Source organism: Seohaeicola sp. 4SK31 (assembly GCF_028802875.1).
Lineage (GTDB): Bacteria > Pseudomonadota > Alphaproteobacteria > Rhodobacterales > Rhodobacteraceae > Seohaeicola.
The window spans coordinates 18,328-38,288 of the sequence record NZ_JARAMP010000001.1 but is presented as its reverse complement, the minus strand read 5'-3'; the positions used below and the strand labels follow the sequence as shown (position 1 = coordinate 38,288).

The following is a 19,961-nucleotide window of genomic DNA, read 5'->3' as shown; positions in this document are numbered from 1 at the left end:
GGGAAGATGATGGATTTCAAAACCCTGCCGCAGGCCCCCCGCCTGCGCCTCGACAACCTGACCGTGCCTGCCTGCCTGATCGGGCAGGGCGCGGGCCTCACCCGGATCGGCCTGACCATCGCGGATGGCCGGATCGTCGACGGTCCCGGCGACGTGACCGTGGACATGCGCGGGGCCATGGTCTTTCCCGGCTTCACCGACATGCACACCCATCTGGACAAGGGCCATATCTGGCCCCGCGCCGCCAACCCCGATGGCAGCTTCATGGGCGCGCTCACCACCGTCAGCGCGGATCGCGAGGCGCACTGGACCGCCGAAGATGTCCGCCGCCGCATGGATTTCGCCCTGCGCTGCGCCTATGGCCATGGCACCACCGCGATCCGCACCCATCTGGACAGCATCGCACCGCAGGACAGCATCAGCTGGCCCATCTTCCGCGAGATGCGCGCCGAATGGGCCGGGCGCATTGCGTTGCAAGCCTCCTGCCTCGTAGGGGTGGACCGCGCGGACATGGACGGCGATTTCGTCAAGACCGCCGATATCGTGGCCGCCAGCGGCGGTGTGCTGGGCATGGTCACCTATCCCGTGCCGGATATCCGCGAACGCCTGCGCGGCTTCTTCCGTCTGGCGTCCGAGCGCGGGCTGGAGGTCGATTTTCACGCTGATGAAACCGGTGACCCCGATGTGGCCACCCTGCGCCTGATTGCCGAAACCGTGCTCGAAACCGGCTTTGACGCGCCTGTGACTGTGGGCCATTGCTGCTCGCTGGCGGTGCAGGACGCCGCCGAGTGCGAACGCACCCTTGATCTGGTTGCCAAGGCCGGGCTGAACATCGTCTCCCTGCCCATGTGCAACCTTTACCTGCAAGCGCGGCAAACAGGCCGCACCCCCCGCTGGCGTGGCCTCACCGTGGTGCACGAGATGAAGGCCCGCGGCATCAATGTCAGTTTCGCCTCGGACAACACCCGCGATCCCTTCTATGCTTACGGCGATCTCGACATGCTGGAAGTGATGCGCGAGGCAACGCGGATCGGCCATCTGGATCACGCGGACCCTGACTGGGTGAACGCCTTCCTTGCCAACCCCGCCCGCGCCTGCGGCTTTGCCGCGCCCTCGCTGACCCCCGGTGCCCCCGCCGATCTGGTCATCACCCGCGCCCGCGACTGGTCGGAACTGTTCTCGCGCCCGCAATCCGACCGCATCGTGCTGCGCGCGGGCCGCGTCATCGACCGGACACTGCCCGATTACGCGGAACTGGACGATCTGTTCACCTGACCGCACATAAAAGAAAGGGGCGCCGAAGCGCCCCTTTCCCGATATCGCAGCGAAATCAGATCACTCGCGGCCAACCAGCTTCCAGAGGCCATTCTCCACCACCGAGATGGTGATGTCATTGGCACCCTGATGGTTGTCGGGGCTGTATTTGATCTGGGTATCCAGCAGGTCGCTGTAATATTCCAGCCCTTCCATCGCCGCCTTGAAGCTTTCCTGCGTCAGGTCGGGACCTGCCGCTTCCAGCGCACGCACCACGGTTTCGGCGGCGTTATAACCCAACATGGCAAAGCCGGTGGCAGGCTGGCCAAAGGCCGCCTCATATTCGGCAATGAACTTGGCCGGTGCAGGATCTTCGCGGCGGGCCTGAAGGTCCACCCAGCCCGACGCCGCATAAAGACCATCGGTCACGCCACCCGGCACAGCGGCCACGGCTTCAAGAAAACCGGCCGAGGTGGCCAGAAACTTGACGTCGGTCCAACCCAGCTGCTTGGCAGTGCCCACGACGGTGATGCCGGCGCGCACACCCAGCGCCATCGTCACGACTTCGCAGCCATCGGCACGCAGCTTCTGCACCGCACCCACGAATTCCTGCTCATCCGGCTTGTGCGTGGTTTCAGACACAAAGGTCATGCCCACGGCTTCGGCCTGCTCCTTGGTCGCTTCCGAGATCTCAAGACCGAAATCGGTCGGCAGATACATGGTGCAGACCTTGGTCAGCCCGTATTCATTCGCCAGATAGCGCATCCCCGCCGTGGTCTGGTCATAATAGCTGGAAAAGCCGGTGAACTTGTTGTCCACGGGCTCCTGCAACATCTCGCGCGCGGCGGTCAGCGGGTTGATGTTGAAGATCCCCTTGGGGTCCATCAACTGGAATCCGGCAAGGTTATGCGGCGTGCCAAGGCTCAACAGGTTGGCAAAGACCTGATCGCGGTTGATCAGCTTGTTATAGGCCTGCGTCGATTTCGGCAGCTGATAAGCGTGATCCTCGACCACGAAACGGATCTGACGGCCATGCACGCCGCCGGCTGCATTTACCTGATCGAACTTCAGGTTCGCGCCGTTGATCGCGGGCACACCGACAGCGGCAAAGATACCGGACAGGTCGTTGACCGATCCGATCACCACCTCGGTGTCGCTCACGCCCTGCGTCTGCGCCACGGCGGCCTGGGCCATGCCCAGCGCGACCGCACCGGCAAACAGCGATGTCATCATTTTCTTCATGTTTGGTCTCCTCCCAGAAACACCCCGATTGCGGGATTCATTTGTACATATCATCAATCAACGCCTTGTGGCGCTTTTCCACAAAGCTGCGGCGCAGTTTCATCGTCGCCGTCAGCTCCTCGTCCTCCGCCGTCAGCAGAACGTCGATCAGGCGGAAATCCTTGATCTGTTCGACTCGGGCGAATTCCCTGTTCACCTGATCCACCTCGGCGCGGATCAGATCCACCACCGGTTCCGCCCGGCAAAGCGAGGCGAAATCCGAAAACGGCACCTTGTTGTCCTGCGCGTATTTCTCGACATTCTCCTGATCGATCATGATCAGACAGGTCAGGAACTTGCGCTTGTCCCCGATCACCACCGCATCCGAGATATAGTGGCTGAATTTCAACCGGCTTTCGATCTCGGCCGGGGTGATGTTCTTGCCTCCCGCCGTGATGATGATGTCCTTCAGACGCCCCGTGATGGTCAGGAACCCATCCGCGTCGATCCGGCCAATATCGCCCGTGCGCAGCCACCCGTCATCGGTATAGGTCTCGGCGGTTTTTTCGTTATTGCGCCAATAGCCCATGAAGTTGTTCAGACCCAGCGTCTGGATCTCGCCATCCTCGGCGATCCGCAGCTTGACCCCCGGCACGGCACGCCCCACAGAGCCGGGACGGTTGGCCGCCTCGGAATTCACAGTGGCAAGGCCCGCATTCTCGGTCATGCCATACCCCTCCAGAAGCGGCACGCCTATGGCACGATACCACATCAGAAGGGCAGGGCTGATCGGTGCCGCCCCGGATGTGCCCTGACGCAGACGGTCCAGCCCCAGCATCTGCCGCAGATTGCGGAACACCAGAACATCCGCCAGCCAATAGCCCATGGCGGTGGTGGCGGGCACCGGCTTGCCCTCCTGCATCAGCGTGGCCCGCTTCATCCCCACAGACAGCGCCGCCTTGAAGGCGAACTTGCCCAGTGTCGTCGCCTCCATCGCCAGCACGGTCACGCGGGAATAGACCTTTTCCCAGACGCGCGGCACGGCGGTAAAGACATGCGGGCTGACCTCTCGCAGGTTGTCGAACACTGTCTCGGGGCTTTCGGCAAAATTCACCGTCGAACGCACGGCCAGCGGGAAATAGATCGAACTGTCCCGCTCAAGGATATGGCACAGCGGCAGGAAACACAGCTGTTCAGCCGTGCCATCCGTGGGCAGGGCGCGGATGCCGCCCTCGATCGCGGCCATGATATTCTCGTGACTCAGCATCGCACCCTTGGGGGCGCCCGTCGTGCCCGATGTATAGATCAGCAAAGCAATGTCGCCGGCTTGCGCCTTCTCGATCTCGGCCTCGAACATCTTGGGGTTCTCGGCCAGATGCTGCCGGCCCAGATCGTAAAGCTCCTCCAGAAACAGAAAGCGGTCGCCTTCCAGATCGTGCAGCCCTTCATCCTCAAGGATGATGACCTTTTCCACGCCGGGCGCGCCGTCGGGGATTTCCAGAAACTTGTCCAGTTGCTCCTCGTTCTCGACGATCAGGAACTGGGTGTCGCTGTCTTTCAGGATATAGGCCAGCTGGCTGGAACTGTCGGTAGTATAGACGCCGGACGAAATGCCGCCGACGCATTGGATGCCCATATCGGCATACAGCCATTCCTTGCGATCCTCCGACAGGATCGACACGACGCGACCCCGCTCCAGCCCCAGCCGCCGCAGGCCCAGACCGATCAGCCGCGCGCGTTCCCAATAGTCGGACCAAGTATAGGCTTTCCAGATGCCAAGGTCTTTCTCGCGATGCGCCGTGCGACTGCCCAAAGTAGTGCAGCGCGCCTGAAACAGGGCGGGCATGGTGGTACAGCCGTCGATCACCAGCGGACGCTGCCCCGGTGTCGCATTCAGCGATACGCCATTGACCACTTCCTGCGGCTGGATGGTTTCGTGCTTTGTCATGCCCTTACCTCCATGTCTTCTTGCGCTTCCAGCGGCGCTCACCGCGCGCCCCTTCGGTGTCATGGCCCAGATAGAAGCTCTGGATATCCTCGGACGCGGCCAGACGATCAGCCGTGCCCGACATCACGATCCGTCCCAACTCCATGACATAGCCATCATCCGCCAGATCCAGCGCGACGGCGGCGTTCTGTTCCACCAGCATCATCGTCACGCCCTCGTCCTTGTTCAGCCGCTTGAGGATGGCGAAAATCTCCTGCGTCAGCAGGGGCGACAGGCCAAGGCTGGGTTCATCCAGCAGCATGATCTTGGGCCGCAGCATCAACCCGCGCCCGATGGCCAGCATCTGCTGCTGCCCGCCCGACAGGGTGCCCGCCTCCTGCTTGCGCCGTTCGGCCAATATCGGGAAATAGTTGAACACCAGATCCCGGTCCCGCGCGATTTCGGCCTTGTCGCTGCGGGTATAGGCCCCCAGCGCCAGATTTTCCTCGACCGTCAGCAGGGGAAACACCTCGCGCCCCTCGGGCACATGCACGATCCCGGCGCGCACCACCCGGTGCGGCTCCCAGCCCTGAATCTCCTGCCCCTCGAAGATGATCTTGCCCTTTTCCGGGTCCATGATCCCGGAAATCGTTTTGAGCAGCGTCGTCTTGCCCGCACCATTGGCCCCCAGCACGGTCACCACGCGGCCCTTGTGCACCTCAAGACTGACGCCCCGGATCGCCATGATCGGGCCATAGAAAGTCTCAAGGTTGCGCACTTCCAGCAGCAGGTCACTCATGCCACCTTACCTCCCTTGCTGACGGCATTCGTGCCTAGATAGGCTTCGATCACCTTCGGATGCGACTGCACCTCGGCGGGCGTGCCTTCCGCCAGTTTCGCGCCATCGGCCAGCGCCAGCACCCGATCACAGACCTTGCTGACCAGCCCCATATCATGTTCGACCATCAGCACGGTGATCCCCATCTGGCGACGGATATCGTCGATCCACCAGCGCATGTTCTGCGTCTCCTCGACCGACAGGCCCGAGGCGGGCTCATCCAGCAACAGAAGCCGCGGCTTTGACGCCAGCGCCCGCCCCAGTTCCACCACCTTGCGCACGCCGTAAGGCAGGCCCGCGATGCGGCTGTTGCGATAGGGTTGCAGGTCCAGAAAGTCGATCACCTCCTCGACCGCATGGCGATGCGCCCGCTCCTCGGCCCGCACCGACGGCAGATGCAGCATCTGCGCGATCATGTTCGTCTGCCGATGCCTGTGCCGCCCGACCAGCAGGTTCTGCAACACCGTCGCCTGATGAAAAAGCTCGATATTCTGGAAGGTCCGCGCGATGCCCAGATTGGGCACCTCATGCGGCGCCATCTTCAGCACGTCCTTGCCGTCAAAGGTGATGGACCCGTTCACCGGCGTATAGAACCGCGAGATCAGGTTGAACACGGTCGACTTGCCCGCCCCGTTCGGCCCGACCAGCGCGAAAACCTGCCCTTCCTCGACCCGCATCGACAGGTTGTTCACCGCCGTGACGCCGCCGAATTTCAGCGTGACGCTGTCAATCTCCAGCAAACTCATCTCAGCCGCTCCGTCTTGAGGTAGCTTTTCTGCCGCTTGAACATGTCCTTGCGCGCAAAGGGGAACAGCTCAAGAAACACCCTGATCTTCAGCCAGCGCCCATAAAGCCCCATGGGTTCGAACAGGATGAACAGGATCAGGATCACCCCGAACACACCCGACTCCAGCCCCGGAATGGCCACGCCACGCCCGAACAGATCGGTGGTCATCGACAACACCTGCGGCAGGAAGGCGATCACCACCGCGCCCAGAAATGCCCCGTGGATAAAGCCAAGCCCCCCCACCACGATCATCATCAGCAATTGGATCGACAGCAGGAAATTGAAGGTCTCGTTGTTGAACGCGCCTGCAAACAGCCCCATCAGCGCCCCGCCCAGACCCGTGATCGCGCAGGAAATGCCAAAAGCGATGGTCTTGGTCTGCGCCACGTTCACGCCCATGGCCTGCGCCGAAATCTCGCTGTCGCGCACGGCGGCAAAGGCCCGGCCCAGCGGCGCCCGCAGCAGGTTGCGATAAAACAGCGTGACCATCAGTACGACGACCAGCACCAGATAGTACCACTCGACCGGGTTGTTCCAGCGGTTGATCTCATAGCCGAACAGATCAATCGGCGGCGACATCTTGCCATTCACCCCGTCGGTCCATTCCTTCAACAGAACGATGATGTCATCGGCCAGAATCGCCAGCGCCAGCGTCGCAATCGCCAGATACACCCCATGCAGTTTCAGCGCCGGAATGGCGATCAGCGCACCCACGACGCCGGTAATGACCCCCGCCAGCAGGAAGGCCAGCACGAAGGGCACATTCGCTTCCATCATCAGCACGCAGGAATAACATCCCAAGGCCATAAAAGCCGAATGGCCAAGGCTCACCTGTCCGGTCTGCCCGGTCAGCAGCATCAGCCCCAACCCGGCAATCGCCCAGATCAGCACGTTCGTCGCCTCACCCAGAAAGAACGGATCAATCAGCAGCGGCAAGGCCAGCGCCAGCACCAGCAAAGCGGCATAAAGGGTGAAATTCCACCAGTCCGGAAACAGCCGGATGTCCTGATCGTAATCTGTCTTGAAATGAAACTTCATCGCATCACACCTTCTTCGCTCGGACCTGCGCGAACAGGCCGTGGGGGCGGAACAGCAGGACCGCGATCAGCAGCGCATAGGGCGCGATCTGGCTCCAGCCCGGCGGCAGGTAGCGCGCGGCGAAAGGCTCGATCACACCAACGATCAGCCCACCCAGCAACGCGCCCGGCAAACTCCCGAACCCGCCGATCACCGCCGCGGCAAAGGCCTTGATCCCGATGAAGCCCGCGGTCGGATCAAGCGCCCCCTTTGAGGCGTAGAGGATACCCGCAACCGCCGCCACGATCCCCGCCAAGGCCCAGACCATGCCCTGTATCCGCTTGACAGGAATCCCCATGTAATAGGCCGCCATCTGGTTCTGGCTGGCCGCCTGCATCGCAAGCCCCATCTTGGTATGCTGAAAGAACTGCCACAGCAGCAAGGTCATGATCAATGTGACGATGATCACGGCAATATCCGCCAGACCCAGCACCAGATCCCCGATCCGCACATCGCCCAAGGCCAGTGGCGAGCGTAGCGATTGCGGCTCATGCCCCCAGATCTCGCCCACCGCAAACCGGATCACGAAACCCAAGGCGATGGTCACGATGATCACCGCCACCTGGCTTTGGCCAAAGACCGCCCGCAGCACCACGATATCCAGCAGATAGCCCAGCAGACCCATGATGATGAACACCAAAGGCAGCGCCAGCCAGAACGGAATGCCCGCATATTCGGGATTGACCAGCCCAAGGGTCACGAAAGCCCCCAGCATCATGAAATCGCCTTGCGCGAAATTCACGGCCTCCGTGGCCTTGTAGATCAGCACAAAGCCCAGCGCGATGAGGCCGTAGACACAGCCATTCGCAAGCCCGCTGATCAGAAGTTGCAAAACCTCCACGCGATCCTCCCTGTTTTGCGGCCCCCGCTTGTGGTGCAGGGTGCCCCGGCTTTGCGCCGTTATTCTTTTGCCCTGCGAACGGCCCTCCTCCAAAAGGTCCGGTGCGGGGTCCGAGGTGATGTGATCCTGCATCCAATGGTGGAACAGGCAGCGACCTCAAACTGGCCCTACCTCTCCATGTTTACCCAAATCCGTCAACAGATTTGCCCCTGCCTGACGCAGCGGAATACGCATTTTCGGGATAAAATTCTGCATTGCGGACAAAGGCCGGTTGCGCGGGCCACGATTGCGCCCCGCGCACAGCCCCGTCAGGTCGCCGCAAACGCCACCGCGACCTGCCCGAAATCGCCGAAATCCGCCGCGATCCGGCAACCGGGCGGACATTCCACAGGCCGGATGAAGCTGCCCGACAGGATCACCTGTCCCGCCTCGATTCGCTGCCCATACAGTGCCATCCGCCGCGCCAGCCAGACCACCGCCTCGACCGGATCGTTCAGGACCCCGGCGCCCAGCCCCGTCTCTTCGACCTCTCCATCCCGCGTCAGGATCGCGCCCACCCAGCGCATATCGACCGCGTCCACCGCATGGCGCTGCGATCCCGTCACGATCCCCGCATTGGCGGCATTGTCGGCAATGGTATCAAAGATCCGCCGCGTCTGCCCCGTGGCAGGATCAGCCCGCAGGATGCGCGTGTCCAATATCTCCAGCGCAGGCGTCACATAATCCGTCGCCGCCACCACATCGGCGCGCGTCACCGATCCGCCCGCCAAAGGCGCTTTCATCACGAACGCAATTTCCGCCTCGACCCGCGGCTGGATGAACCGCCCGCGCGGGATCACGGCCCCGCTGTCGAAACCCATGTCATCCATCAACACCCCGCTGTCGGGGATATCGATGTTCAGCGCCGCCTGCATCGCGCGTGACGTGAGGCCAATCTTCCACCCGATCACCCGTCGCCCCGCCGCCAGCCGCCGCGCCACCAGCGCCTTCTGCACGCCATAGGCATCATCCATCGTCATGCCGGGATGGGCGATCGACAACAAACCGATCTGCCGCCCTGTCACTTCCGCCTGAAACAGCGCCTCACCCGCCGCCGCGATCTCTGCCTCAGTCATGCCTCATCCTCCACGGTATTGCGCAGCACTCCGATCCCCTCGGCCTCCACCTCGATCACATCGCCGGGCACCAGATAGCGCGGCGGATCAAACCGCGCCCCCGCCCCCGTGGGCGTCCCCGTCACGATGATGTCGCCGGGCACAAGTGTCGTGAAGGTCGAGATATAGGCGATCTGCCGCGCCACCGGGAACAGCATCCGCCCCGTGCGATCATCCTGCCGGACCTCGCCATTCACCCGCGTCTGCAAATGCACGTCCAGAATCTGCGCGGGGTCCGTAAATGGCACCAGCCAAGGCCCCATCGCGCCGGAGCGATCCCAATTCTTGCCCTGCGTCACGTTGAATTTCGCATGGCGCACCCAATCGCGCAACGTGCCCTCGTTGCACAGGCTCAGCGCCGCAACATGATCCAGCGCCTGAGCTTCCGCGATCCGCCGCCCGCCCTTGCCGATCACCACGGCAATCTCGCCCTCATAATCCAGCTGCGGCGTCTCGGGCGGCCTGATCAATGCCTGCCCATGCCCGGTAAAGGACCGCGCAAAGCGGATGAACAACGACATGTTGGGCGGCGCCTCTTGCCCGTCCTTATACTCGGCATTGCGGTCAGGAAAGTTCACTCCCACACAGATGATCTTCTCCGGCGCCGGGATCGGCAGGTCCCAATCGAACCGCCCCTCGGGATGCGTGACCCCGCGCCCCTCCGTCGCCGCCTCCAGCGCCCCCAAGCCATCTGCCGCGATCACCTCGCGCAAGCTGGGCCACTGCGGAAAATCACCCGACAGCGCCACGAATCCACCCTCAACCACAGCCCCGTAAAGCTGCCGCCCCTCGGCCCTCACCGTCGCAAACCGCATCGCGCTGCCCCCCGCTTCATCTTGCCAAAAATACTCAAACCCGCCGTCACCGCAGGCTCACGGCGCGATGATGGGCTGCGCCTTCAACGCGGATTCCGCTACCGCGACGCCGTCGAACTGGCTGCCCTCCTCGAACCAGCTGCGCGGCGCGGGTGCCCCCCACAAAGTCTGGCGCTGCGGGTCGGTCAGGCTCCAGCGGATCGGCTCCAGATCAGGATCAACCGTCTGATAGTCCGAGCAATAAATCTCGATGCGGTGCCCATCCGGGTCGCGGATATACAGGAAAAACGCATTCGAAATCCCATGCCGCCCCGGCCCGCGCTCGATACTGGCGACATATCCCGTGGTCGCCATCAGATCGAGCAGATCAATGATCGCCAGCGGATTGGGCACCCAGAACGCCGTATGATGCAAGCGTGGCCCGGTCCCGTTGGTGAACGCAACATCATGCACCCCGCCCTTGCGATGCATCCACGCCGCCCACAGCTTCCCGCTCGCGTCATCCTCGGTATACTCGGTCACGCGGAACCCGATCTCGTTATAGAACGCGACACTGGCATCCACATCGCTGGAAAACATGTTGAAATGGTCGATCCGTAGCGGCTTCACACCCTTATACAGCGCGTATTTCTGATGGATCGGCGGCAGGCGGTCCATCCGCACATAGAATTCCAGCGGAATGCCAAACGGATCGCAGGTCCGCAGCACGCGTCCGACAAAGGGCCGCTCGACCCACTCCACCGGCAAGCCCTTGCCCCGAAAGAACGCCTCGGCCTTGTCCAGATCGGGATGATCGAACAGCTTGAACCCCAGCACACCGACGCTCGCCGCATCCGCGCGGCGCAGCACGATGCAATGGTGCCCGCGCTCCTCCATCGCCCTTAAATAAATGGTCTCCGCATCCTCATGCGTGACCTGCAAACCCAGCGTGTCCACATAAAACGCGCGCGAGGCTGCCAGATCGGTCACGCGGTATTCCACATGGGACAGACGGACGATGTTGAAAGGCGGGTAAAGAACCGGGGCGGGGACGGGCATCTGTGATCCTCCTTCTCAGGCGCCAAGCCGGGGGATGGGGTGCTGGCCCAAGGCCAGACCGATATGTTTCTGCTCCATGTAGAAATCAAACGACCAATCGCCGCCATCGCGCCCGATGCCGCTCGCCTTGACCCCGCCGAAAGGCGTCGGCAGGTGACGCACATTCTCCGAATTCACCCAGATCATCCCGGCTTCCAGCGCATGTGTCACCCGCAGCGCGCGGGTCAGGTCATTGGTCCAGACATAGGCGGTCAGCCCATAAGCCACGCCATTGGCAATCTCCAACGCCTCTGCCTCCGTCTCAAACGGGATCGCGGTCAACACAGGCCCGAAAATCTCCTCCTGCGCGATCCGCATATCGGCCCGCGCGCCCGTGAACAGAGTCGGACGCACATAATGCCCCGGCTGATCCAGAGCCGCGCCCCCCGCGGCAATCATCGCCCCTTCGCTGCGCGCCACGTCGAAATAGCTGCATACCTTGTCGAAATGCACCTTGTGGATCAGCGGCCCCACTTCGGTCGCGGGGTCCAGCGGATGCCCGACCTTGATCTGGTTGACCCGCTCGATCAGCTTGGCGGTAAACGCTTCCGCGATCGAGGATTGCACCAGCAGCCGCGATGACGATGTGCACCGCTCCCCATTCAGCGAATAGATCATGAAAATCGCCGCATCCAGCGCGCGGTCCAGATCGGCATCGTCAAACACGATCACCGGGTTCTTCCCGCCCAACTCGAAATGCACCCGCTTGAGCGTATCCGCCCCCTGCTTCATGATCATCGAACCGGTCTTGGATTCTCCCACAAACGCAATCGCCTTGATATCGGGATGCTCGGTCAGGGCGCGCCCTGCCTCCTCTCCCAACCCGTTGACAAGGTTCCACACCCCCGGCGGAAGACCGGCCTCCTCGGCGATCTCCAGCAGGATACGCGCTGTCACCGGGCTGAACTCGGCGGGTTTGTGCACCACCGTGCAGCCAGCCGCCAGCGCAGGCGCGATCTTCCATGTGGACAGCATGAACGGCGTGTTCCACGGCGTGATCACCCCCACCGGCCCAATCGGCACGCGGGTGGTGATGTTCATGAGCGTGGGCGAGGGCAGGTGCTGCCCATCCCGCGCCGACAGAGCCTTGTCGGCGAAGAACCGGAAATTCTCGGCCCCGCGCAATGCCGCCTTCGACATGAAGCGCAACGCCTGGCCGGTATCCCAGCACTCGGCCAGCGCAATCTCCTCGGCCCGCGCCACAATCCCATCCGCGATCTTGTGCAGGATTTTCTTCCGCGCCGCCGCCTCCATATCCCGCCACGCCGGGAACGCCGCCTTGGCCGCTGCCGCCGCCGCATCAATATCCGCAACCGTCCCCCGCGCCACCTGACAGATCAGGCTTTCATCGACGGGTGAATGATTGGCAAAGGTCGCGCCATCTGATGCCGGACAATCCACCCCGCCGATCCGGTTCATCACACCTGTCGCGGCAATACGCGCCAATATGGGGCGCAGCTTGGCCATATTCGCATCCAGCGCAGAGGTCTCACTCATCAGATCAGTCCTTCAAATGGTCGCGGATCGAGCCAGTCTTGGGCGACAGCGCCGGATCAATATCCCGCATCTCCAGCGACAGCGCCAAAGACCGTCGCGCCATCACCGGGGCCAAAAACTCCTCAGCCGCAGCGAAAATATGCGCCGTCGCCCGCTCCCGCGTGGCCAAATCACGCCCGCCGCGCAGCCGCACGCCAATGTCGATATACCCATGATCCGGGTTGCCATCGGCGATGCTCACATGGCGGGCGGCAAAGGCGCGCACCCGCACACCCGCCACCGGAAACTCACCCGTCTCAATTGCGGCACGCCGCAACAGATCACAGAGGGCGGCGATATCCACCTCTGGCTCCAGATTGGCCGAATAGTCGATGGTGATATGCGGCATGACCCCTCCCCTGACCTTGCCATTAACATGTTAAGTAAAATGCAAACTGCGTCAAGCCCCCATATTGCCTGTGCCGCGAAACCGGGGCAGATAGGGGGCATGGACATCACCCGCGACACCGCCCCCGAAACGAACCGTTCCCTGCCCATCGCGCTGCTGCGCGCGCGGGAAAAGGTCATGGGGCCGATCCGCGCCATGCTGGCCGATGTGGGTGTCACTGAACAGCAATGGCGCGTCCTGCGCGTGCTGGCCGAACGCGGCACGCTTGATCCGACAGAAATCGCCGACCGCTCCTGCCTGCTGATGCCCAGCCTGACGCGGATCCTGCAAACCCTGACCGCCAAGGGCCTCATCACCCGCGAAGCCCATCCCACCGACAAACGCCGCCAACTGGTCAGCATCACCGCTGCGGGGCGGCAGCTGATCGCCGACAACCTCAAGGAAAGCCAGCGCCTGAACGCATGGCTGCGCGAAAGCTTCGGCGCGGACAAACTCGACGCGCTTTTGGACCTGCTGAACGAACTGGACGCGCTGGACCGCGACACGCGCGGCTGAAACAGGCGGGGCAGGGGGCGCTGCACCCGACGTTCAACCTTGTTGAACGCCTCCCCCGGGATATTTCAGGCAAGAAGAAACAGGGACTAGGCTTGGATGATCCCGCGCGCGACCCAGTCGTCGAAGATCTCCAGCACCTTTTCGGCAAAGCCGGCATCGTTGATATGGCAGTCCAGCGCATGCAGCGTGGTCGTGGCGGGCATCGCCCCCTCCATCGCCGCGCAAAACGCAGCCAACCCCTCTGCATCATGCAGCGGGCCTTCGGGCCGGTCCCATTCATTGCACCCGCCGCGCGGCAGGATGAAGGCAGATGGCCCTGTCGCCATGGCCAGTTTCTGCGCGTAAAGCCCCGCAATCTCGCGCCGCTCCTCAGCCGTGAGCACGGTCGAGGTCAGAAGCCGGTTGTGGTCATGCGTGGGCCGTCCCGCCAGACGCGGCGGGATCGGCTGCCAACCGATCAGGTCCACCAGATCATAGCAGGCCGGGGCCACAATCTGCGGGATACCGCGCAATCCTGCATTGGTCATGCGGTCAGCCCCCGCTGAAATGCCTGATCCCATGTGATGGTTCACGATCTCCTGCGTGGCGAAATCCATCACGCAGGCAAAGGCCCCCTCGGCGGCCAGCGATTCAAACGCCCGCCCGCCCATGCCGGTGGCGTGAAACACCGCAACCTCGAACCCCCGCGCCTCCAGCGCCGGTTTCAGATGCACCATGTAATGCAGGATCGTCTTGCCGAAACTGGTCATCCCGATCAGCGGCCGGTCACGGCGAGGCGGCTCCACCGCCCGCGCGGCCCCCAAAACCGCCCCCGCCGCCTGACTGAGCGAGGATTTGCACACCGAATTCAACCCATACAGCCCCCCCGCCCACAGGATCATCTGGATATCGGCAGCAATCCGTTCGGGCGGCAGCATGGCCGAGAAACTGACGGTCGAGACGACATATTTCGGCACCCCCAAGGGCAGTGCGGCGCACAGGTCCAGCGCCAGATCCGTGCCCATCGTGCCCCCCAGCACGATCACCCCGTCGATCCGGCCCGCCGCGTGCAACTGCCGCGCCAGCACCGCCGCCCCCTGCGCCAAGATCTGCATCGCGGTATTCTCATCCCCGCTGTCGATCGCGGTCTGAATGGAACTGCCGCCCGCCTCGGCCACCTCATGCTTGGAAAGATCGGTGCCCCGCTTCGGCTCCCCCAGAACCGACACATCCATGGACATCACCCCACCCCCCTGCGCGCGGATGCGCTCGGCCAGATAGGTCAACTCGTCATCCTTGGTGTCATAGGTGCCGACGACGAGGATGGTCTTGTCAGGCGTGGTCATGTGTGGCTCCGGTCAACGATTGGCAAGATAGGCCTCTGCCAGCGGCAGGGCGGTGCGGATGGCGCGGGCGGATCGCTCTTCGCCCCCCGGCTCGGACAGCCGCGGGATGATCCAGCCGGGATAGGTCAGGGCGCGCAGCAGGATGAACAGATCAAGCGTGGCCGGATCGACCGCGCGGCGGCGGGCGTAACCCTCCAGCAGGGCCGCGCGCATCTGGGGGTAGTCGGGTGCCGTCAGGAACCGCATCAGGAAGGTCGCAAGGTCGAAATCCCGAAACCCCCACCCGCCATCGTCGAAATCGATCAGCGACAGGGCGCCCTCGTGGATCAGGATATTCTCGGACAGCGCATCGGCATGGATCAGGCCGTAATCCAGCGCGCCCTCGATCCCCGCCAGATGCGCATCCGCCTTGACCCGCGCCGCCAGAAGCGTGGCGCGCTGCGCCGCCGTCAGGCCCGGATTGTCCCAGAACGGCCCCCAAAGCGGCGCATCCCCCAAAAGCCCCGCACGATCCCAGGCAGGCCGGGTGAAACCGGGCCGCGGTGCCCAATCATCGCTGATACCATGCAGCCGCGCCAGCAGCGCGCCCAGATCGCGGCACAGGCCCGTCCGATCCGCCACATCCAACTCACCCTGCCGCCCGATAGGCGTGCCCGGCAACCATGTCAGCAGATCGACCAGCGTGCCGCCTACCTCTTCCACCAAGCGACCTGAATGGGAGGGTAGGGGCCGCGGCACATTCAACCCGCCTTGCACAAGCGATTCCATCCACTGCAATTCCGATATCAGCTCGGTATCACTCCGATATCCAACACGGTGCAGACGCAGGGCAAAGGCCCCGCGCGCATCCTCGGCCCGCCAGACGACATTCTCGCGCCGCGCGGCCAAGGTGATCTGCCCCGGCGCAAAACCCCACAACCGCGCCGCCTGATGCGCCAGCGCCTCCATCACGGCTCCAGCGGCGTGTCGCGCAATACCGCGTCCAGCGCCTTCAGCATCCGGTCGGCATCCCCCTTCGAGAACACCATCGGCGGGCGCATCTTCAGCACGTTGTAATGGATGCCCAGGAAATTCAGCAGCACCCCGCGCTGCCGCATCCCATTGGCGACCCGCTTGGTAAAGGCAGTGGCGGGTGCCTTGGTCACCCGGTCCAGCACCATTTCCGCCCCGAAGAACAGCCCCGACCCGCGCACATCTCCGATGCAGTCATGCCGCCCCGCCAGATCGCGCAGGCCATCGCGGGCATAGTCTCCCACGACCCGCGCATTCTCCATCAACCCTTCCTCCTGCACGACCTTCAATGTCGCCATCGCCGCCGCGCAGGACACCGGATTGCCCGCGAAGGTGTTGAAATAGCGAAACGCGCTGCGGAACGCATACATCGTCTCATGCGGCGCAATCACCGCCGCCACCGGGTGTCCGTTCGCCATCGGCTTCCCGATGGTGATGATGTCGGGCGTGAAACCGATCTTCTGAAACCCCCAGAAATGCGTGCCCAACCGCCCGAAACCCGGCTGCACCTCATCCGCGATGATCACGCCGCCTGCACGCCGCACCACCTCGACCGTGGGATCAAGCCAGCCATGGGGCAGGTCGGGAAACCCCTCATTGGCGAAGAAGGGACAGAGGATCAGGGTGGAAAACCCATGCTCCGTCGCCTCCAAGGCGTCGATCTGCGCCTGCACGGCGGCGGCAAAGGCATGGGCATGCGCCATCCCCGCCACCCCGCCCAAGGGGCGATAGCTGTCTGGCGCAGGCACGAAACCCACATTCGTGGCATAGCCCCCCGGCGGCGGGTTCGTCCGGCTCAGCTGATGCACGGCGGTCGTATTGCCATGATAGGTGTGATCCGTGGCGATCACGCCTGTCTTGCCTGTCAAGGCCTGCGCCATCCGCAGCGCCACGTCATTCGCTTCCGACCCCGTGCAGGTCAGCAGCGCCGTGTCAAACGGCGCCCCCACCATCCCAGTCAGCGCCTCGACATAATCCAGAATCCCCTCGTGCAGATAGCGCGTATGGGTGTTGAGCATCCCCGCTTGCGCGCAGATCGCCTCCACCACCTTCGGGTGGCAATGGCCCACATGCGGCACATTGTTGTAGCAATCCAGGTATTCCCGCCCCTCCGCATCCCACAGCTTGGTGCCCAGACCACGCACCAGATGCACAGGCTCCTCATAAAAGGTGGACATGTTCGGCCCCAACAGGCGGGCACGGCGGTCGATGAGGCTCTCGGTCATAGCTGGATCCACGCAGTCTTGAGGTCGTGATACTTATCCAGAGCATGCAGCGATTTGTCATGCCCATTGCCGGATTGTTTCACGCCCCCCAGCGGCACCGTATTGTCGGCCCCGCCATAGGTGTTCACATGCACCACGCCCGCACGCAGCCCGGCCACCATCCGATGCGCGCGGCTCAGGTTCGATGTCCACACGGCCGAGGCCAGACCGTAATCGCTGTCATTGGCAATCCGCAGAGCATCCGCCTCACTGTCAAACGGGATCACGGCCAGAACCGGGCCGAACACCTCCTGCCGGGCCAATCGGTGATGGGGGTGCACACCCGTCACAATCGTCGGCTCCATATAGGTGCCGCCCGTCGCCTCCAGAATACGCCTGCCGCCCAGCACAACCTCGCCGCCCTCATCGACTGCATCCGCCACAAAGCCAAGGTTCCCTGCCAATTGCCGCTCGGAATTCACTGCCCCGATCTGGCTGGACAGGTTCAGCGGATCCCCCACCGTCAACGCCCCCGCATGCCGCGCCAGCATGCTGACAAAATCATCATGCACCGACCGTTCCACCAACAGGCGCGAGCCTGCGACGCAGACCTGCCCCGCATTGCGGAAAATCCCCATGGCCGACACTTTCGCCGCCTGTTCCAGATCCGGCGCATCGGCAAACACGATATTGGGCGATTTGCCCCCCAGCTCCAGATAACAGCGCTTCAGGTTCGACCGCGCGGAATATTCCAACAACCGCCGCCCCGTGGCCCCTGATCCGGTAAAGACCATCACATCCACATCCATAGACAGGGCCAGCGCCTCGCCCGTGACATGGCCATGCCCGGTGACGACGTTCAAAACGCCATCCGGCAACCCGCATTCCAGACAGATCTGCGCCAGCCGCAGCAGCGACAGTGACGCGGTCTCCGCAGGCTTCAACACAACCGAATTACCCGCCGCCAGCGCCGGGGCCAGCTTCCACGCCCCGATCATCAGCGGAAAGTTCCACGGCACAATCGCCGCCACCACACCCACCGGCACATGATGCACCAGCCCCAGCACATCCGGGGCCGTGGGCGCGATCTGCCCGTAAACCTTGTCAATCGCCTCGGCGTAATACCGAAACGTCCCCGCCGCCGATCCGGCCTCGGCCTTCAGCGCCATGCCGATCTCGGTCCCGTTGTCGCGCACACCCAGCACGGTCAACGCCAAGGCCTCTGCCTCGATCCTGTCCGCGATCCGGTGCAGCACCGCCTTGCGCGCCGCGGGCGACAGCCGCGACCAGCGCCCATCCTCGAACGCGCGCCGCGCCGCCGCCACCGCGCGCCCCACATCAGCGGCATTGGCCGCCCCGATGGTGGTCAGTCGCGATCCGTCGATGGGCGAGGTAACGTCGAGCGTGCCTCCCTCAGCCTCTTGCCACGTTCCGTCAATACAAAGTCCCTGCGGCGGGACAGGAACGTGCCGAAGCGCGTCGATGCGGGTCTGGTCGACCATTGGGCCTCCTTAAGACGTCTGGATTGGATCACCGCGCCCCGGATCTGGAAGGCGATGATCAGGATGATGAATACGAACAGCGCCATCGCGATGGGCCGGTCGATGAAATCGTAAGGCGTTTTCACCCGCGCCATGGCAATGCGCAGCTTGGCCTCCATGATGCCGCCCAGCACGATCCCCATGATGATCGGCACAATCGGCAGGCTCAGCCGCTTGAGGATGAACCCGAACAGCCCGAACGCCGCCGCCATCAGGCAATCGGTGGCCGAGTTGCGCAGCGAATAGATGCCCACGAAAGACAGAGTCAGGATGCCAACCCCCAGAAACCGGTTCGGCAACCGCGCCACCATCATCAGCGCATTGGTGGAAAACAGCAAAAACACCATCACAAGGATATTCAGGAACAGCAACGCCAGATAGATCGCCATGACGAAATCCATCTGGTTCTGGAACAGCCCCGGACCGGGGACCACGTTATGCACATAGAACACCGCCAGCATCATCGCCGTCAGCTCCTCGCCGGGAATCCCCAGCGCCAGCAGCGGCACCATCGCGGCGGCAGGCACCGAGTTGTTGGCGCTCTCCGAGGCAATCAGCCCCTCAACCGATCCCTGTCCGAAATCCTCGGGCCGTTTCGAGGTTTTCTGCGCATAGGTATAAGCCAGAAATTGCGAGGTGAATTCCCCCACCCCCGGAATGATCCCCATCAGCACGCCGAAACCTGACGACACCCCCGCCACACGCGGATGCCGCGCCACCTCGCGCAGACCTTGGAACATGCCCCCACCCAAGGGCACGCGGCGCGTTTTCACATCATCCCCCTGCATCAGCATGAAGGCCTGGCTAATCGCGTAAAGCCCCAGCACCACCACGATCAGATCAACGCCTGACGCGAGCCAGCTTTGATCGAAGGTATAGCGCTTGGTGTATTTCACAGGCTCCAGCCCGATGGTGCCGATGAAAATCCCCAAACAAGCCAGCGCCGCCGCAATCGCCGCCTGCCCACGATGCGACACGACGACCAACACCAGTCCCAGCAAGGCCGCCAGGAAAATCTCGCGCGCGCCAAACATCGGCGCGACCTTTGCCAGCACCGGGGCCAGACTGATCAGACATATGATCGAGATGATGGCCCCCACGAAACTCGCCGTATAAGCAATGGAAATCGCCTTGCGCCCCTCACCCCGCAGGGTCATGGGATAGCCGTCATAGGTGGTCAGCGCATTCACAGCCGTGCCCGGCGTATTGATCAGGATCGCGGGGATCGCGCCGCCATACATCGAACTGCCGTAAATCCCCAGCAGAAGGGTCAGCCCCACGATCGGGTCCATCGAGAATGTCGCGGGCAACAGGATCGCAATGGCGACCGCAGGCCCGACACCGGGCACCGCCCCGATCATCACCCCGCCGACGGACCCCACCAGCAGCGCCAGCATCACGTCCCAGCGGTAAAGAACCTCAAGCCCTGCAAAAATCAGATCCATGCC

General features: G+C 63.2%; 18 protein-coding genes. 2 read left to right on the top strand and 16 right to left on the bottom strand.

Translation table 11 applies throughout. The annotated features are described in order from the left end of the window. Nucleotides 1-6: 6 nt before the first annotated feature. The gene (locus PVW27_RS00190; protein WP_338019916.1) at nt 7-1,275 is read left to right on the top strand and encodes a cytosine deaminase; all 1,269 of its coding nucleotides are present in this window, start codon (nt 7-9) and stop codon (nt 1,273-1,275) included. 60 nt (nt 1,276-1,335) lie between these two features. On the opposite strand, the gene PVW27_RS00185 is transcribed toward PVW27_RS00190, so the two are convergent. The 11 genes from PVW27_RS00185 to PVW27_RS00135 all read right to left on the bottom strand — a co-directional run bounded on the left by PVW27_RS00185 (nt 1,336) and on the right by PVW27_RS00135 (nt 12,876). Then, nucleotides 1,336-2,496 (bottom strand): ABC transporter substrate-binding protein, encoded by a 1,161-nt coding sequence (locus PVW27_RS00185; RefSeq protein WP_432762060.1) that lies wholly within the window; start codon nt 2,494-2,496, stop codon nt 1,336-1,338. A 37-nt stretch (nt 2,497-2,533) separates the two neighbouring features. Continuing rightward, entirely contained in the window at nt 2,534-4,423 is a 1,890-nt protein-coding gene (locus PVW27_RS00180) for an AMP-dependent synthetase/ligase (protein ID WP_274554471.1), read from the bottom strand. A 4-nt stretch (nt 4,424-4,427) separates the two neighbouring features. Next, nucleotides 4,428-5,201, bottom strand: a complete 774-nt coding sequence (locus tag PVW27_RS00175; protein WP_274554470.1) for an ABC transporter ATP-binding protein — start codon at nt 5,199-5,201, stop codon at nt 4,428-4,430. Continuing rightward, nucleotides 5,198-5,986 carry an ABC transporter ATP-binding protein gene (locus PVW27_RS00170; RefSeq protein WP_274554469.1) on the bottom strand — a complete coding sequence of 263 codons (789 nt, stop codon included), beginning with the start codon at nt 5,984-5,986 and terminating at the stop codon, nt 5,198-5,200. The genes PVW27_RS00175 and PVW27_RS00170 overlap by 4 nt, the downstream gene beginning before the upstream one ends. After that, nucleotides 5,983-7,065, bottom strand: a complete 1,083-nt coding sequence (locus PVW27_RS00165) for a branched-chain amino acid ABC transporter permease (RefSeq protein WP_274554468.1) — start codon at nt 7,063-7,065, stop codon at nt 5,983-5,985. Before PVW27_RS00165 ends, PVW27_RS00170 begins: the two co-directional genes overlap by 4 nt. Nucleotides 7,066-7,069: 4 nt before the next feature. After that, nucleotides 7,070-7,945 (bottom strand): branched-chain amino acid ABC transporter permease, encoded by an 876-nt coding sequence (locus PVW27_RS00160; RefSeq protein WP_274554467.1) that lies wholly within the window; start codon nt 7,943-7,945, stop codon nt 7,070-7,072. A gap of 308 nt (nt 7,946-8,253) precedes the next feature. Then, complete coding sequence (gene hpaH / locus PVW27_RS00155) at nt 8,254-9,060, bottom strand: 2-oxo-hept-4-ene-1,7-dioate hydratase (RefSeq protein WP_274554466.1); 807 nt, start codon at nt 9,058-9,060, stop codon at nt 8,254-8,256. Then, nucleotides 9,057-9,914 (bottom strand): fumarylacetoacetate hydrolase family protein, encoded by an 858-nt coding sequence (locus PVW27_RS00150; RefSeq protein ID WP_274554465.1) that lies wholly within the window; start codon nt 9,912-9,914, stop codon nt 9,057-9,059. Before PVW27_RS00150 ends, hpaH begins: the two co-directional genes overlap by 4 nt. Nucleotides 9,915-9,971: 57 nt before the next feature. Beyond that, nucleotides 9,972-10,952: a 3,4-dihydroxyphenylacetate 2,3-dioxygenase gene (hpaD, locus tag PVW27_RS00145; RefSeq protein ID WP_274554464.1), complete on the bottom strand. Its 981-nt coding sequence runs from the start codon at nt 10,950-10,952 to the stop codon at nt 9,972-9,974. 15 nt (nt 10,953-10,967) lie between these two features. Beyond that, the gene (hpaE, locus tag PVW27_RS00140; protein ID WP_432762059.1) at nt 10,968-12,488 is read right to left on the bottom strand and encodes a 5-carboxymethyl-2-hydroxymuconate semialdehyde dehydrogenase; all 1,521 of its coding nucleotides are present in this window, start codon (nt 12,486-12,488) and stop codon (nt 10,968-10,970) included. Nucleotides 12,489-12,492: 4 nt separating this feature from the next. Further along, a complete protein-coding gene (locus PVW27_RS00135; protein WP_274554463.1) occupies nt 12,493-12,876 on the bottom strand; it encodes a 5-carboxymethyl-2-hydroxymuconate isomerase in 384 nt (127 codons plus the stop codon). A 99-nt stretch (nt 12,877-12,975) separates the two neighbouring features. On the opposite strand from PVW27_RS00135, the gene hpaR reads away from it, so the two are divergent. Then, nucleotides 12,976-13,431, top strand: coding sequence for a homoprotocatechuate degradation operon regulator HpaR (gene hpaR, locus PVW27_RS00130; RefSeq protein WP_274554462.1), 456 nt, complete (start codon nt 12,976-12,978; stop codon nt 13,429-13,431). A gap of 86 nt (nt 13,432-13,517) precedes the next feature. Here the strand turns inward: hpaR and PVW27_RS00125 are convergent, their stop codons facing one another. From PVW27_RS00125 to PVW27_RS00105, 5 genes are read right to left on the bottom strand one after another with little or no spacing between them, the layout of a single operon-like run. Further along, entirely contained in the window at nt 13,518-14,756 is a 1,239-nt protein-coding gene (locus PVW27_RS00125) for a Tm-1-like ATP-binding domain-containing protein (protein ID WP_274554461.1), read from the bottom strand. Nucleotides 14,757-14,768: 12 nt separating this feature from the next. Then, a complete protein-coding gene (locus PVW27_RS00120; protein ID WP_274554460.1) occupies nt 14,769-15,704 on the bottom strand; it encodes a phosphotransferase enzyme family protein in 936 nt (311 codons plus the stop codon). After that, on the bottom strand, nt 15,704-16,993 hold the full coding sequence (locus PVW27_RS00115) for an aspartate aminotransferase family protein (protein WP_274554459.1): 1,290 nt from the start codon (nt 16,991-16,993) through the stop codon (nt 15,704-15,706). Before PVW27_RS00115 ends, PVW27_RS00120 begins: the two co-directional genes overlap by 1 nt. Then, nucleotides 16,990-18,357, bottom strand: a complete 1,368-nt coding sequence (locus PVW27_RS00110) for an aldehyde dehydrogenase (RefSeq protein ID WP_274554781.1) — start codon at nt 18,355-18,357, stop codon at nt 16,990-16,992. The genes PVW27_RS00115 and PVW27_RS00110 overlap by 4 nt, the downstream gene beginning before the upstream one ends. After that, complete coding sequence (locus PVW27_RS00105) at nt 18,339-19,958, bottom strand: tripartite tricarboxylate transporter permease (RefSeq protein WP_274554458.1); 1,620 nt, start codon at nt 19,956-19,958, stop codon at nt 18,339-18,341. The genes PVW27_RS00110 and PVW27_RS00105 overlap by 19 nt, the downstream gene beginning before the upstream one ends. Nucleotides 19,959-19,961 lie beyond the last annotated feature (3 nt).

Coding starts and splice junctions, on each gene's coding strand:
- hpaH (WP_274554466.1), bottom strand. CDS start 9,060: ATGACTGAGGCAGAGATCGCGGCGGCGGGTGAGGCGCTGTTTCAGGCG.
- PVW27_RS00125 (WP_274554461.1), bottom strand. CDS start 14,756: ATGACCACGCCTGACAAGACCATCCTCGTCGTCGGCACCTATGACACC.
- PVW27_RS00190 (WP_338019916.1), top strand. CDS start 7: ATGATGGATTTCAAAACCCTGCCGCAGGCCCCCCGCCTGCGCCTCGAC.
- hpaR (WP_274554462.1), top strand. CDS start 12,976: ATGGACATCACCCGCGACACCGCCCCCGAAACGAACCGTTCCCTGCCC.
- PVW27_RS00180 (WP_274554471.1), bottom strand. CDS start 4,423: ATGACAAAGCACGAAACCATCCAGCCGCAGGAAGTGGTCAATGGCGTA.
- PVW27_RS00115 (WP_274554459.1), bottom strand. CDS start 16,993: ATGACCGAGAGCCTCATCGACCGCCGTGCCCGCCTGTTGGGGCCGAAC.
- PVW27_RS00150 (WP_274554465.1), bottom strand. CDS start 9,914: ATGCGGTTTGCGACGGTGAGGGCCGAGGGGCGGCAGCTTTACGGGGCT.
- hpaE (WP_432762059.1), bottom strand. CDS start 12,488: ATGAGTGAGACCTCTGCGCTGGATGCGAATATGGCCAAGCTGCGCCCC.
- PVW27_RS00120 (WP_274554460.1), bottom strand. CDS start 15,704: ATGGAGGCGCTGGCGCATCAGGCGGCGCGGTTGTGGGGTTTTGCGCCG.
- hpaD (WP_274554464.1), bottom strand. CDS start 10,952: ATGCCCGTCCCCGCCCCGGTTCTTTACCCGCCTTTCAACATCGTCCGT.
- PVW27_RS00175 (WP_274554470.1), bottom strand. CDS start 5,201: ATGAGTGACCTGCTGCTGGAAGTGCGCAACCTTGAGACTTTCTATGGC.
- PVW27_RS00135 (WP_274554463.1), bottom strand. CDS start 12,876: ATGCCGCATATCACCATCGACTATTCGGCCAATCTGGAGCCAGAGGTG.
- PVW27_RS00165 (WP_274554468.1), bottom strand. CDS start 7,065: ATGAAGTTTCATTTCAAGACAGATTACGATCAGGACATCCGGCTGTTT.
- PVW27_RS00105 (WP_274554458.1), bottom strand. CDS start 19,958: ATGGATCTGATTTTTGCAGGGCTTGAGGTTCTTTACCGCTGGGACGTG.
- PVW27_RS00185 (WP_432762060.1), bottom strand. CDS start 2,496: ATGAAGAAAATGATGACATCGCTGTTTGCCGGTGCGGTCGCGCTGGGC.
- PVW27_RS00170 (WP_274554469.1), bottom strand. CDS start 5,986: ATGAGTTTGCTGGAGATTGACAGCGTCACGCTGAAATTCGGCGGCGTC.